Below are 14,085 nucleotides of genomic sequence, written 5' to 3' on the forward strand. Positions count from 1 at the left end.
TGCCGCTCACGACTGCACCGCACGGGATGCGCGGACAATCTCCAGTACGCCCTCTGCCGAGAGCCGTTCCAATGTATAATACTGCGCCGCCATCCGACGCGCAAGTTCCGGTGCAACACCGACGCGCGGAACGGAATGCTCCGTATCGAGAACAAGGGTAAGTGCCGCGGTTTCCGCGATCTCCTCGGCTGCACGCAGGGCACGCTGCACGCCCGCATCTCCCTCTTTGGTATTTGTGCGTCCGTCTGTGACGAGGACAAGCACCGTCTTCTCGCTGCCCTTGCGCTCCAGTTCACGCAGTGTCCGATGTGCATGGGCAAGCCCCTCGGCAAGCGGCGTCCGCCCGCCCGTCGGCAGGTCGCGCAATGCTCTTTCCGCCAGCTCCACGCTGCGCGTCATCGGCAGGAGCGTCTCTGCACGATCCCGCCGAAAGGCAATGAGCCCAACACAGTCACGCTTTTGGTATGCCTCCCGCAGGAGGGCAAGGATGGCCCCCTTCACCGTCCGCATGCGTTCGCGTGCGCCCATCGACCCACTCGCATCAACGAGGAACAGGATGTGCGCCGCCGACCGCTTCGCACGCACCCAGACGCGCACATCCTCGGGATGGATCACAACCGCCTGCCCCCCTCTTCGTGTGCGCTGGTGCGGAGCTGCCGCACGCAGTGTAGCGGAGAGCGCAAGATCGAGGCGCGCACCGCGCCGCGGCAGATCCGTACGCAGACCACGCCCGTCCGCCGTATGAATCTGAATGATGTCACGCCTGCCGCTCTTCCCGCCCTGCGCCCGCATCGTCATGGAGAGAAGCGAGAGCCGTGCCATAACATTTTCGAGCGGAGCGGCGACCCGATCCTCATCCTCCGCACACGGCTCATCCTCCTCCGATGGAGGCGGGTCATCTGCTCCGTCCTGTGGTTCGTTCTCCTGCGTATGCTCCTGAGGCGCTTGTGCATCTCCATCGTTCTGCGGGGGAGTGGGTTCCTGCAGCTCATTGGGAAGATCATCCTGCTCCGGCGCATTCCCGTCACTCGGAGGCGGCAGCGGCTGCTGCTCCTCCTGCGGGCGGCTCATCCGATGCACGAGCACGAATACCGCAGCCTCCTCCACATCTTCGGGCATGACGAACGATCTGCCCGCCAGTGCCGCAATCGCGCGTGCCGCCTCAATCAGATAGAGCTCCGCACGGTTGCCGACACAGTGCGCACGCGCAGCACAGGCAGCTGCAAAGCGAAGAATGGCTGACGGTGCCTCCACACGCGGCAGCAAGTCACGTGCGCGGCAGATCATCGTCCCGAATGCCTCCTCCTGTGCGGCGTAGGAGGCACGAAATACTGCCGAGTCGCGCTCATAGGCAAGGACACGCGCCACAATCTCCCTGCACTGCGCAGCGTCTTCGATCTCCTCCATCGCTGCAAACATCCCGAACGAATCCAGCAGTGCAGAGCGGAGCGTGCCCTCTGCGGGATCCATCGTTCCGACAGGCGTATAGGAAACATCCTCGGTAAACGAAAGCCCGTCCCGCTCAAGGTGAAAGAAGCCGTCTCCCGCGCATTTCAGCACAGTGGACAGAATGTCCTCCCGCAGGAGATTGACCTCATCCATATAGAGGATGGTATCGTGTGCACGATGCAACAGCCCGTGCCGCAGCTGCCGCTCCCCTTTTTGGAGTGCCGTCTCCATATCGATTGTGCCGAAGATCATATCCTCCGAGGCTCCAAGCGGCAGCTCCATAATTTGTCCTGTCGGTGTAAAGGGTGCAGTTGCACGAACGAGAACAGACTTTGCCGTGCCGCGTGTACCGGAGATCAAAAGCCCGCCTGCACGCGGATTGACAAGTGCAATCGAAAGCGCGCGCCGTGCATGCTCCTGTCCGACAATGGCAGTCAACGGATAACGCGGGATATTCAAAATCTTTCCTCCGAAAAAAGTTTTATGCGCTTTCTCCCAAGATCGCATCCACCGCAGTCCAGTCGACCGCGCCCTCCTCGAACGGGCGGCGGCGCATGCGATGTGCGAGGACGAGCCGGCTGACACGCTGCAGATCCTCTGCCGTCACCGCCATGCGTCCTGCAAGCGCTGCATGAGCAATGCCTGCCTTGATCAGCGTAATATCCGCACGATGTCCATCGACACCGAGAGTCAGCGAGATCTGAGCAGCATAGCCGAGAATTTCATCCGGCACCTCTACATGGGGAACACGTGCACGCGCCTCAAGAATCTGCGTGCGCAGGTGATCCTGCTCTGCCGCATACATTTCCGCAAAGCCATCGGGATCACGTTCGTAGGCGATGCGGCGGCGGATAACCTCGACGCGCGTCTCTGCCTCGCGTTCCCCCGCGACAGTCACGGAAAGCGCAAAACGATCGAGAAGCTGCGGACGGATGTCCCCCTCCTCCGGATTCATCGTCCCGACGAGAACAAAACGCGCCGGATGCGCATAAGAGATCCCCTCGCGCTCGACGGTATTGACCCCCATCGCCGCAGAGTCGAGCAGAATATCGACAATGTGATCCTCCAGCAGGTTGATCTCATCCACGTAGAGAATATTGCGGTTCGCCGCTGCTAAGATACCCGGCTCGAACTCCTTGCGCCCATGCTGGATCGCTGCCTCCATGTCGAGCGTTCCAACCACGCGGTCCTCCGTCGCACTAACGGGCAGTTCCACCACGCGCATCGGAATTTCCTCTGCCGTGAGCTCTTCTCCGAATCCCCGCCTTGCACGGCAGGCATCACAGTACAGATCCGGCAGCGACGGGTCACAGTGACAGGCACAGCCGGTCACCGCCCGCAAATCCGGCAGGAGTGCTGCAGCCGCTCGGACGGCGGTAGACTTCGCCGTCCCCTTCTCCCCCTTGATCAGCACACCTCCGAGTGACGGCATCACAATACTGAGGAGAAGCGCCGTCTTCATCTCCTCCTGCCCAACAATAGCGGAAAAGGGGTACGTCACCCTCTTTTTCATTCCTATTTCCTTTCATGAGGAAGGAAAGCGCTATGGCAGTCAAATCGCCATAGCTCTCCCTTGCTTCCTCTGCACAAAATATCGGTTAGAAGCTCTGCTCCACACCGATCATGAAGTTACGTCCGGGCGCTGTCCACCACTGTTCGGCAGCCCCCCACCAACTGATGCGGGCATTGGAGTGCTCGGCGTAGAACTGGTTGAAGATATTGTTGACTTTCAGATAGACCTTCGTCTCCTCGGCAACCTTATAGTTCATTGCGAGATCAACCACCCAGTAGTTATCGGTTGGGAAGAATTTACCAATCGCATCGGACGGCCCCGGGCGACCGACGATTCCGCGTGCAAGCAGCGAGGCATCGAATGCGCGGTTGACATAATCGACACCAATGTTCCACTGATCCTTCGGCAGATAACCGTCTACGTTAAACTGGCGCTGCGCCGTTGCACCGACATGGGTCCGCGTATAGCCGAGACGTGCCCGCAGATGCGAGTCGACACGCTTCGCGAGCTGCAGCGACCAGCCATGCGCATCCTCATCGCCGACATTCGCATAGCGTGAAGTCATATAGCTGTATCCGATACGATCCTTAGAGTGCCGCTTGAAGTAGCTCGCCGTGAGGCTGAGTCCCCTTCCGAAATCACGTGCAATGCCGATCTCCTTCGTGTTGCCGGATTCGGGCTTTAGATTCGGATTTCCATAACGGGTGCTGTACAGATTGCTTGGGCTCGGTGTCAGGAAGTATGCGCTGTATGACGCATAGACGTGCGTCGCGGGATCGATATCATAGCCAAGGCTGACGCTCGGACTGTTGTGGCTGCCAAACGATGAGTTATTGTCATGACGAATCCCTGCTGTCAGCTTCAGTTCCGGCAAGATACTCCACTGATCCTGCACATAGAAAGACCGATTGAACAGTCCGCGATTTGTCAGCTGCGTTCCATCCGTCTCATCCTTTGTATAGTCGAATCCCGCCGTCAGCAGATGATCGCCCAGTTTCTTGTCAAGCTGATTGCTGAATTTCGTTGTCCAAACGGTAAGTCCATATCCGCCAACCATATAGTCATATTTACTGCGCGCGATGGACATCTGATTCTTTGTCGTATCATCGATCTGCACATTCCAGATGAGATTGCCGTCGACACGATCATACTCCCCATCCTTCGGCGCCTGTCCCATCCGCTTTTCATAGAGTGCCTGATAGCGGTCCGAATCCTTATAGGAACGAACATTAAAGGCTAGATAGGATGCCTTGCTCAGCTGCTTGCCAAGATGCACGCCGACGGAGTTTGCATCGAGCTTCGACGGCGTTGTATCGCCGTGTGCGTCCTTGAAGTCACCGCTCTTATCCTTCTGGTATTTGATGCGCCAATCCCATCCATCCGCACCGCCGGCATTGGTGATGCTGTACTGCTGACGGCTGTAGCTGCCGTAGCCGATGCCGATCGTCGTCTTCATCCCCTGTGCCTTCTTCGTGATGATGTTGATAACGCCGCCCTTGGCATCCGAGCCGTAGAGGGTCGATGCCGACCCGTGCAGCACCTCGATACGGTCAATGCCGCCGATGTCCTTCATCGCGGAGACAATTGAACCCGCCTTGCCGCCTGCATAGTTCTGGCGCACACCATCGACAAGCACAACGACATCATCGGAACCGTTGATGTAGACCGCATCGCTGTTGTTGTATCCCGCCTGTGCATACTGGTTGACGACAACACCGGGCACATCGCGCAGTGCCTGCTTGAGATCCGTATAGTGACGGCGCTCGATGTCCTTGCCCGTAATCACTGTGACGTTTGCATCCGTCTTCAGCTCCTTATTGGGTGTCCTCGTTGCAGTGACAACCGTTTCGTCCAGCATACGCTCACGTGCAGATGACTCCGCATCTGCAGCAAGAGCATGTCCCCCTCCCGTGGATACAAATCCAAGAGTGAGTGCCATCGTCACCTGCATGACAATCTTCTTTGAAAGATAGCTTCGCATTCCATTTTCCTCCTAAAATCCAGATACACCAACAATATTTATTCATCAACTGCCGATATGTGGGCATCATCCGACAGGTAAAAATCATCTCCATAGACACGGTAAGCAATCTCCTGCACGCCATAGACAAAATCCTGTGAGCAGTTGTAGAGGAATGACGAGCGCGGCGTGACGAGATGCCGGTTTTGGAGTGCTTTGAGCGGCCGAAGCGCCGGATCCTCCGTGTAGCTCCGAATATAAGCCGCCAGCCATTCCTCTCCCTTCCATGGATAATCCGGCAGAAACAGGATGTCAGGATTGATGGCAAGAATGACCTCCTTCGTCACCTCCTGCCCATTGCGCAGTCCAAAGGCAGAGACACCGTTGATGACACCCGCATAGTGACAAGCATCGTCAAAACTGGACCCAATCCCGCCATACGAGGGCATAAGCGATAGAAAGACCACCGTCTTACGCTCACTCTCCGGAATCGCCCGCACCTTCTCTGTGATCTCCGCCAGTTTTTCATCCATCTTGCGCAGTAAGATATCACCGCGCCGAGACTCTCCAATCGCATCCGTTGTGAGGCGAACGAGATCCCGCACCTCCGCCAGATTGTGCGGGCCGCGCCCGATCACGACCTTGAGCCCTGCATCCCGCAGCGGATCGGCAAGCTCAAGATACTGCCAGTCCGCAATCAAGACGATGTCCGGATGCAGAGAAACGATATATTCCACGCTGGGGCGTTCTATCGTTTCCGCGACCTGATCCGCAATCCCAACCATGTTTGAGTTGATATGCTCCTTCATGCTCGCATTGATTGCCACCATACGCTCCGGTGGAAGGACGGAGAGAACTATTTGATCAAGCGTCGAAGACAATGTAACGATACGCTGCGGAGGAGCATCAAAATGAATTGTTCGTCCCGTAATATCCGTAACAGAGTATCCGACTTCTGCCGTACGCTCCTTTTCGACACTGCCGCAGGCGGCGGTCAGCTGTATCAAACAGAGCAAAAGAACAACCAATACAACCTGCGGTATATACTTTACTCCAGCCATAGAAGCCCCCAATGTCATTTCTCCACTGCTATCTTTATCGCAGATCGCTTCAGTGCACATTCGGCATTGGATGTTGCAGGGTGTCCCTGCCCTGCCCTGCGTGCATAGCACGCGCCGCCGCATCCTGCAAAGTCCGCACACGCCCTGCAAAACGCCATGGCGCGCTGCATCTCATGCGCCACCGTCTCCTGCCGCCGAACGTCGATGCCGTGCTCCACATCGCCGAGCAGGAAGCGCGCATCCCCCACAAAGGAAGCGCAAGCGTAGATACGTCCCGCAGCATCGATGTGCACGCCCGCCCCGCTCATCGCGTGGCAGTGGGAAAAGCCATCGCTCGTGCGCTGTAGGAGGCACGCCGCCTGCTCCTCCTGCGCAATGGAAATATGGCGTCCGGTCAGCTTCTCAAATTTCCTGCAAAGTGCAAAGACCTGCTCCATCGCCCGCGCCATATCCTCCTCCCGCGCGGGACGGACGGCAGAGCCCCGCCCCTGCGATCGCAGGAGATCAAAGCCGATGCGGCGCACATTGCCGAGATAGTACGCCATCTCGATAACGCCGGAGAGCTCCGCAACATTCTCCGCTGTGACAACGCATGTCAGACCGATCGCAATGCCACGCCGACCAAGGCGCTGAATCCCTGCAATCACATCCATTGATGAGCCGCGCCCGTCCGGATAACAGCGGTGCGCATCGTGTTCGGCAGGTCTGCCGTCAAGGCTGACGCCGATGCCGATGCGCGCACACCGCAGGAAAGCAGCCGTCTCCTCCGTCAGCAATGTTCCGTTGGTCTGCAGATCCATGCGTGCCCGTATACGATTCGTGCGTATGTAGTCCACGATCTGATGCAGGAGCGGCAGGGCGAGCAGCGGCTCCCCGCCCGAGAACTGGAGGATAAAGGGAGCACCACTCGCCGCCGCAAGATCGATCGCACGCCGCGCCGTCTCCCATGTCATCGTGTTCCGATCCTGCTCCGAGGCGTAGCAGTAGCGACACGCAAGGTTGCAGTTCCCGGTGAGGCTCAGTACCATCATCCGCAGCGGAGTCATTCTCGTTTTCTCACTTCTCATCGGCAAAGCGCTCGGGATACACCACGCGCGCCAGCTCATGAACGCACTCGATTGCGTTCTGTCCCGCACTGTAACGATAGGTATCGGGTACGGTGTAAAGATGATTCTCCCGCACCGCCTTGACGTGCATAAACAGGGGATCACTCCGAAGCTTTTGGCGAAAATCCTCGGTCTTTTCGCCCTCTGCGCTCCATGTGGGCAGGAGGAACACATCGGGATCAAGCGCAACGATCTGCTCCATGGAAACGGGTGTGTCTGCCGTTAGCCCTACCATGGCGGCACCGTTGCGCAGGGATGCATGACGACACATATCGTCAAAGAGACCGTCCTTTTGTCCGAACACGCCGCTGAATGCAAACGCCACGATAATCGGACGCTCCTCCTCGGGGATATCTCCGACACGACGCTCTACATCGGCAAGGCGTGCACGCTTTTCAGCGATGAGCGCTGCGGCATTCTCCTCCTGCCCGATCAGCCTGCCGATCTCCTCGATGCGCGTAAAGATGCCCTCGATGCGCTTCGGGGTACGCGAGGCATAAACCGTCAGTCCGAGGTCGCGCAGACTCTCCACGAGTTCCTTTGGCACGCCGTCCGTTGTAAAGACGAGATCGGGGTTGAGTGCAAGCACACGCTCAGGGCTCTTGTCCTTGAGTTTGACGGAAACCGCCTTCGCCTGCTCTGTCATGGATGAGAGTCCCGGATCATCCGCGTACGATGTGAGTGCCGCGATCTGCTCCGGCGGCGCAATCGCGAGCAGGATCTCATCGGTCGCAAGACCGAGTGACACAATGCGCTGCGGCTTCTCGCGCAGCACGACCTCGACGCCCATGCCATCCGTGCCGCGATAAAACACAGATGGCTCTGTCGCATTCTCCTTTTCCTCCACACCACAACCGCCGATGATGGCGGCTGTGATGAGGAGGAAGGAGAGTGCGCAGAGCTGTATCATCTTAGAACGCATGCGTATAGGTCAGGCGGAAGTTGCGCCCGAGATCGATATTGCCGTAGCGATTGGAGTAGTTCTCACGGTTCAGCAGATTGTAGAGGCCGAGCGACACGACATCATCCTTGCCCGCCGTATAGATCACATTCATATTGAGCTGGATCTTGTCGGGTACATCCTGCGGGGCGCCATATCGCTGTGCAGTATATTCACGGTCACCGAGATATTTCAGGTTGAGATTGCCCTGCCACTTTGCCATCTGATAATCCAGGCGAATAAGGCCCTCAAGCCGTGCTGCATCCTGCACCCACGCCTTGTTCGTTCCCGCCGGATTCTGTACCTCCGGATTGGATACGGAACCGCCGAGCGTCAAACTCCATGCATCATTGAAACGCTTCGCATATTCGAGTTCAACTCCCGTGTTACGGAATTGCCCCGTATTGACCGCGTAGTGTTGCTGTGTCGGCACGTCGAGTCTCCAACCAATCTTGTTCTTCATATCCATATGGTAGACAGCGGCTTTCCATGTGTCATTTCCGCGGCGAATCTTGACTCCCGTCTCATATGTCCAACCACTCTCGGGCTTTAGCCCGTTCGGATTGAAATTGGTATAGCGGAAGCTGTCATCGATGGTCGGCATCTGGAACGCCTTACCGACATTGATATACCATGCCGTATTGCGGTCAAATTTATATTCTGTCTGGAACTGCGGCACAAAGACACGCTGATCCTCCTCCGGGTCATTGATGAACTCACCGCGCAGACCAAGTGTAACGTTGAATTTCGGCGTAAACTGCTTGCTGTAAGACGCATAGAGAGAGTTCGCTGTACGGGACGCGCTGCGATGCCGTGCCGGGGTGTCGATTGCCTCCCGCTTATAGGAGTATCCGACCACCATCGAGTCCATCCCGAGCTTCCAGTTTTTCTGTACATCGAGGATTTGACCGTCCATCGTGGCATTACTGTCATTCTTCTTATTCGCAAGATAGTCAAATCCATTGACCTTGCGATAATTATAGCCGAGAACAGCATGAATGCCGTTGTCCTTGCCCTGATAGACGAGACTCGCCGTATGGCGAAGGTCATTATAGCGGTAGTTATATCTCGTTCCCGTCGGGACAAGTCTATTCCCCGTTTTGCGGTATTGAGTCCCACCGCGCGTAATGTCTCCCTCCATATAGTTATAGTTGAGAGAGACCTCATCGGTTAGCTGGGCGATAATGCCCACGCGGCTTCTTTTCCCTTTGCCAACCCACCAGTCCACCCAAGAGATCTTATCCATGCCAAATCCGTTGGAGTGCGGCAAATCCTTCAACCACTCGCGGCTCACATCGACGATGATACGCTCCCCTGCATAGGTTGCCTCGCTCTTTTTGAAATAATTTCCAACCGTCTGGCTGAGCTTGAATTCAGATTCTCCCTCCGCCGGTTTCTTCAGAATGATGTTGACAACGCCGCCCATCGCCTCAGCTCCGTAAAGGGTTGATGCCGCTCCCTTGACGATCTCGATGCGCTCGACCATGGACGCCGGAATATTCTCCGTGCTCGGATAGTTCTTGAGATTCATTGGTACGCCGTTGACCATGACGAGCGTGCCGCGATCGTAGCCGCGCAAGGTGATACGCCCGGCCGCAAAACCAAAGTCCTGTCCCGCCTCACCATACGACGTGCTCGTCGAGCCGATCTGCTGATCGATTGCCTCGAATACGTTGCGGTAGCCTGCCTTCTCGATCTCCTTTGCCGTGATGACCGTCGTCGTCGCGGGCGTATCGAGATCGCGCTTCTCACGGCGCTGCGCCGTTACCACGGTATCGGTCAGGGCATGCGCCTCTGCCTGTTCTGCCGTTGTCTGTTCCGCAGCATATCCTGTCCCCGCAAAGCTCACTCCGGCAAATGCCGCAAGTACCGCCAGTGTCCACTTCTTTTCTCTCGTCATAATCCTTTGTCACCTTTCTTTCAGCACTTTCCATGCGTTGTGTTCATATTTCGGAAAACTTTAAGGCATAAAGGCAAGTAAAAAGCCCTTTCCTGCAACAGCAGAAAAGGGCGCACTTACACACAATTAAAGGATCTAAATCCCCATCCCCATCACTCGCAGGTCAAACGGCGATTGTCAATCAGGCAGTTCTCCTGGCTTCAGTTCGTTGCTCACCTGCGCCTTCCCAGGGATACCCCCAGTGACATGATCGAAAACACCATTCGTATTTTCTTGCAGGTTTGCTCACTGATACAGTGGCGGGACCGCTCCGGCTTTGTGGACATTACTCCCTTTACCGGATTTTCTATTAAGTGTTGTAACACCTGATCCAATGGCTATAAAGTTTTCATAATGGAAGTGCTGAACTGATCAATGCTTCCTAAAACACCTCGATAAAGATAACATTGGATGAAGTGCTTGTCAATACGCAAAAGAAATATTTCATAAATTCTCTCAACACATGAGAACTTTTCAAATCTATTTTTCCAGCAGATAGAGATAGTCGCCATACCCCTCCCGCTCCATATCCTCCTTCGGGATAAAACGCAGGGAGGCACTGTTGATGCAGTAGCGCAGACCACCTGTCGCGGCAGGACCGTCGTTGAAGACGTGCCCCAAATGCGCGCCGCTGGTCGTCGCCGTGACCTCCGTGCGCACCATGCCGTGCGAGCGATCCTCATGCTCCGCGATCAGTGTACTGTCAATCGGACGCGAGAACGCCGGCCAGCCGCAGCCCGAATCGTATTTATCCGTCGAGATGAAGAGCGGCTCACCTGTCGTGATATCGCAGTAGATGCCCTCGCGGAATTCATGGTCGTACTCGTTGAAGAACGGTCGCTCGGTCGCCTTCTCCTGCGTGACGGCATACTGCAGATCCGTCAGACGTTCCTTGAGTTCGGCATCCGATGGCTTTTCATACGTACGTGTAGGCTTCGCCGCCTCCGCACGCTCTGCCGCCGCACGCTTCTCGCGCATCTTGGCGATGAGTGCGGGCGAAATATGGCAGTAGCCGTTCGGATTCTTCTCGAGATACTCCTGATGATCCTCCTCCGCGCGGTAGAAGTTCACAATCGGTTCCACCTCAATGGCGACCTTTTTTCCAATGCGCTGCTGCAGTGCAGCGAGTGAGGCACGAATCACGCTTGCGTCGGTACTCTCACTGCCGTCCTCATTCGGCACGTAGTAGATGCCGGAACGATACTGCCGCCCGATATCATTGCCCTGCCGATCCTTCGCTGTCGGGTCGATGGAATCGTAAAAATCCGTCAGTATCTCGTCGAGAGAAACAATCTGCGGATCATAGACGACGTGCACCGTCTCCGCGTGACCGCTTCCGCTGCACACCTCACGATAGGAGGGATGTGAAGTCGAGCCGTTCGCATAACCACTCTCCACGGAGATCACACCGTGCACAAGTCCCAAATAGAGCTCCGTCCCCCAGAAACAGCCGCCCGCAAGGTAGATTTCCTTCTGCCCATCCAGCGGCATATTTTTCTGTACGATTTCATGCGGCATCTCCCCCGATGTCGCGGCAGGCGTGCCGCATCCGCCGAGGCAGACCAGCAGACCAAGTGTGCAAATGTTTCGCAGAGATAATATTTTCATGAGGTTTCTCCTTTCTGCTGTTTTGTGATGGAGTAACGCATACTTTTACAAAATACCGTTCAGTCTTCCGATGTCCTGTATTTTCTCCGCAGAGAGTTTGGTAACACGCGCGATCAGATCGAGCGGCATTTTCTCCCGCAGAAGGGCAAGCACCGTTTCCATGCGCCCCTGCTCGAGCCCGTATTCCACGCCATCCCTATACACACCTTCGCTCAAATTGCACATTTGTGCCACCCCTCTCTCCAAATTCGGGGTCATGATAACATTCAGGAAGCACTGATAAATTCAGCACCATCATCTTAGCGTATCTTTTTTGCCCGCTCAATGCCTGCAAATCCTCCACATAGCTTTGGCTATGCGTCCGGTTTGCCTCCTCAATCGGACAGAAAAATCTACGCCAATCTGACGGACTTCATTTTATCAGCGATTCCTATTATATCATAATATTAGCGAAACAGAATGAACGTATCCCTAAATTCTATTTCGTGATCTCCTCCGCCGGCGGCAGCTGCCACTCGATTGGCGTCTCACCTGCTGTTGTGAGAAAAGAATTGACACGCGAAAAGGGGCGGCTGCCGAAGAAGCCCCGATGCGCCGAAAGCGGACTCGGGTGCGGCGACTCGACGATGAGGTGGCGCGGATTCGTGATGAGGCTGCGCTTCTTCCGTGCAGGGCTGCCCCAGAGGATAAAGGCAAGCGGACGCTCGCGCGCACCGAGCAGCCGGATAATGTGATCGGTGAAGCGCTCCCATCCATGCCCCTGATGAGATGCCGCCGCATGAGCACGCACGGTGAGTACGGTGTTGAGAAGGAGCACGCCTTGCCTTGCCCACGGGATGAGACAGCCATGTGTGGGCGGTGTGATCCCAAGATCATCCTGCAGCTCCTTGTAGATGTTGAGCAGCGACGGCGGCGGATCGATGCCGACCTGCACGGAGAACGAGAGCCCGTGCGCCTGCCCGTCGCCATGATACGGATCCTGCCCGAGGATCACGACCTTCGTATCCGCAAAGCTCGTATAGTGGAGCGCGTTGAAGATCGCAAACATATCCGGATAGATGCGCTTCGTACGATACTCCTCGATGAGAAACGCGCGCAGCTCGCGATAGTAGGGCTGTGCCATCTCATCCGCAAGGAGCTCCTGCCAATCGTTGTGAAAGATTTCCTTTGCCATGCTAAACTCTCTCGTAAATCTCAAACATACCGTTTTCTCCGCGCCGACTGTTTGTCAACGCAAAGCCTTCCAGCGGCGGCAAGAATACATCCGCTCCATACGTGCCCGTGAGACGTGTCACATGGGCACGCCGCACATAGGGCAGGAGGAGGCGGTAACACGCCGCGCCGCCGATGGTGAAGATCGGACGCGGCGCATCCTGCGTCATCGCACCGAGCAGCGCCCACAGCGCCGCAAGATCATGCACGATATGAAAGCCCTCGGCGCGCTCCACTGTCCGCGAAAGGACAACATTCTCACGTCCCGCGAGTGGTCGGCGCGCGGGTAGGCTCTCCATCGTTCGCCGCCCCATGACAACGATCCCGCCCATCGTCGTCCGGCGAAAATGCGCCAGATCCTCCGGCACATATGCAAGCAGCTGACCATCACGCCCGATGCCGCCCGCCTCATCACAGGCGGCGATGAGTTCGAGCGGGTATGGAGCAGAGAGTTCGGGCGCATGCACAATGCCCGCCGCGTCAATTTCAGAGAGCCATTCATCAATACGCTTTCCGTTCACCATCAGAGCGGACGCAATCTCAGCGAGCGGCACGAGCACAAAGGCACGCTCCGTGAGATAGGGATGCGGCAGAGTCAACGCCTTATCCGACAGTGTCACATCCTCAACATACAGAATATCGAGGTCTATCGTCCGTGGTCCCCAGTGTTCATGGCGTACACGCCCAAGCGCGTGTTCAATCCGTTTGAGATCTCGCAGCAAGTCATAGGGAGCACCATCAAACGAGATACGCGCTGCTGCATTCAGAAACGCAGGCTGATCGGTCTTGCCCCACGGCGGCGTTTCATAGAAGTGCGACACCTGCTCCACACGCACGCTGCGCGTTTCTGATAACTGTCGCAGTGCCGCACGCATCGTCTCTCCACGCGCCCCGAGATTTGCCCCAAGTCCGATATATGCCGTCAGCATACGAGGTCTTTCCTGCGGCGCAGGATCGTCACGCCAACATCCGAGAATATGCCGTCAATCGGCGCGGCAGGCTTATGCAGGGTAACGCGCACCCAACGAACCCGTGCGAAGGCGTTCAGCAGATCCTCTGCAATCTCCTCTGCAAGAGCTTCGATCAGCTTCTTCGATGTGACGGTCAGATCTGTGGATACAATATCATAGACCTTAGCATAGTTCACCGTATCCTCGATGTTATCGCTCTCCCCCGCCGCACGCAGATCAAGCCCGAGCTCCACATCCGCCTCGAACGGCTGCGGAATCTCCCGCTCGTGTGGTAGGACACCGTGACAAGCCATAAAGCGCATCCCGCACAGAAAAATCCGATCCAT

12 protein-coding genes and 1 riboswitch are annotated in these 14,085 nt (G+C 56.5%); all 12 genes read right to left on the reverse strand.

What is annotated here, in order from left to right; genetic code table 11:
- Nucleotides 1-6 precede the first annotated feature (6 nt).
- A complete protein-coding gene (locus tag HMPREF9081_RS09510; protein ID WP_006307041.1) occupies nt 7-1,908 on the reverse strand; it encodes a VWA domain-containing protein in 1,902 nt (633 codons plus the stop codon).
- A gap of 22 nt (nt 1,909-1,930) precedes the next feature.
- Nucleotides 1,931-2,962: a magnesium chelatase ATPase subunit I gene (locus HMPREF9081_RS09515; protein ID WP_006307042.1), complete on the reverse strand. Its 1,032-nt coding sequence runs from the start codon at nt 2,960-2,962 to the stop codon at nt 1,931-1,933.
- An 85-nt stretch (nt 2,963-3,047) separates the two neighbouring features.
- The gene (locus tag HMPREF9081_RS09520; RefSeq protein ID WP_006307043.1) at nt 3,048-4,943 is read right to left on the reverse strand and encodes a TonB-dependent receptor plug domain-containing protein; all 1,896 of its coding nucleotides are present in this window, start codon (nt 4,941-4,943) and stop codon (nt 3,048-3,050) included.
- Between the two features lie 38 nt (nt 4,944-4,981).
- On the reverse strand, nt 4,982-5,983 hold the full coding sequence (locus HMPREF9081_RS09525; RefSeq protein WP_154647314.1) for an ABC transporter substrate-binding protein: 1,002 nt from the start codon (nt 5,981-5,983) through the stop codon (nt 4,982-4,984).
- Nucleotides 5,984-5,997: 14 nt separating this feature from the next.
- Complete coding sequence (locus HMPREF9081_RS09530; protein WP_040394990.1) at nt 5,998-7,029, reverse strand: radical SAM/SPASM domain-containing protein; 1,032 nt, start codon at nt 7,027-7,029, stop codon at nt 5,998-6,000.
- A gap of 10 nt (nt 7,030-7,039) precedes the next feature.
- A complete protein-coding gene (locus HMPREF9081_RS09535; protein ID WP_006307046.1) occupies nt 7,040-8,011 on the reverse strand; it encodes an ABC transporter substrate-binding protein in 972 nt (323 codons plus the stop codon).
- Entirely contained in the window at nt 8,001-9,929 is a 1,929-nt protein-coding gene (locus HMPREF9081_RS09540) for a TonB-dependent receptor plug domain-containing protein (protein ID WP_006307047.1), read from the reverse strand. The genes HMPREF9081_RS09535 and HMPREF9081_RS09540 overlap by 11 nt, the downstream gene beginning before the upstream one ends.
- A 167-nt stretch (nt 9,930-10,096) precedes the next feature.
- Nucleotides 10,097-10,313: riboswitch (cobalamin riboswitch) on the reverse strand.
- Between the two features lie 135 nt (nt 10,314-10,448).
- Complete coding sequence (msrB, locus tag HMPREF9081_RS09545) at nt 10,449-11,576, reverse strand: peptide-methionine (R)-S-oxide reductase MsrB (protein ID WP_006307048.1); 1,128 nt, start codon at nt 11,574-11,576, stop codon at nt 10,449-10,451.
- Between the two features lie 45 nt (nt 11,577-11,621).
- Nucleotides 11,622-11,801, reverse strand: coding sequence for a monoheme cytochrome c (locus tag HMPREF9081_RS09550; RefSeq protein WP_154647315.1), 180 nt, complete (start codon nt 11,799-11,801; stop codon nt 11,622-11,624).
- 253 nt (nt 11,802-12,054) lie between these two features.
- A complete protein-coding gene (locus HMPREF9081_RS09555) occupies nt 12,055-12,750 on the reverse strand; it encodes a uracil-DNA glycosylase (protein WP_006307050.1) in 696 nt (231 codons plus the stop codon).
- Nucleotide 12,751: 1 nt separating this feature from the next.
- Nucleotides 12,752-13,717, reverse strand: coding sequence for a 2-amino-4-hydroxy-6-hydroxymethyldihydropteridine diphosphokinase (gene folK, locus HMPREF9081_RS09560; protein ID WP_006307051.1), 966 nt, complete (start codon nt 13,715-13,717; stop codon nt 12,752-12,754).
- Nucleotides 13,711-14,085 carry a dihydroneopterin aldolase gene (folB, locus tag HMPREF9081_RS09565; RefSeq protein ID WP_006307052.1) on the reverse strand — a complete coding sequence of 125 codons (375 nt, stop codon included), beginning with the start codon at nt 14,083-14,085 and terminating at the stop codon, nt 13,711-13,713. The genes folK and folB overlap by 7 nt, the downstream gene beginning before the upstream one ends.

The organism is Centipeda periodontii DSM 2778 (assembly GCF_000213975.1).
Lineage (GTDB): Bacteria > Bacillota > Negativicutes > Selenomonadales > Selenomonadaceae > Centipeda > Centipeda periodontii.

Bases quoted from the DNA above. Each gene is read 5' to 3' on its own strand.
- HMPREF9081_RS09525 (WP_154647314.1), bottom strand. From the start codon at position 5,983: ATGGCTGGAGTAAAGTATATACCGCAGGTTGTATTGGTTGTTCTTTTG.
- HMPREF9081_RS09550 (WP_154647315.1), bottom strand. From the start codon at position 11,801: ATGTGCAATTTGAGCGAAGGTGTGTATAGGGATGGCGTGGAATACGGG.
- HMPREF9081_RS09530 (WP_040394990.1), bottom strand. From the start codon at position 7,029: ATGACTCCGCTGCGGATGATGGTACTGAGCCTCACCGGGAACTGCAAC.
- HMPREF9081_RS09555 (WP_006307050.1), bottom strand. From the start codon at position 12,750: ATGGCAAAGGAAATCTTTCACAACGATTGGCAGGAGCTCCTTGCGGAT.
- HMPREF9081_RS09540 (WP_006307047.1), bottom strand. From the start codon at position 9,929: ATGACGAGAGAAAAGAAGTGGACACTGGCGGTACTTGCGGCATTTGCC.
- HMPREF9081_RS09535 (WP_006307046.1), bottom strand. From the start codon at position 8,011: ATGCGTTCTAAGATGATACAGCTCTGCGCACTCTCCTTCCTCCTCATC.
- folK (WP_006307051.1), bottom strand. From the start codon at position 13,717: ATGCTGACGGCATATATCGGACTTGGGGCAAATCTCGGGGCGCGTGGA.
- HMPREF9081_RS09515 (WP_006307042.1), bottom strand. From the start codon at position 2,962: ATGAAAAAGAGGGTGACGTACCCCTTTTCCGCTATTGTTGGGCAGGAG.
- folB (WP_006307052.1), bottom strand. From the start codon at position 14,085: ATGGATCGGATTTTTCTGTGCGGGATGCGCTTTATGGCTTGTCACGGT.
- msrB (WP_006307048.1), bottom strand. From the start codon at position 11,576: ATGAAAATATTATCTCTGCGAAACATTTGCACACTTGGTCTGCTGGTC.
- HMPREF9081_RS09520 (WP_006307043.1), bottom strand. From the start codon at position 4,943: ATGCGAAGCTATCTTTCAAAGAAGATTGTCATGCAGGTGACGATGGCA.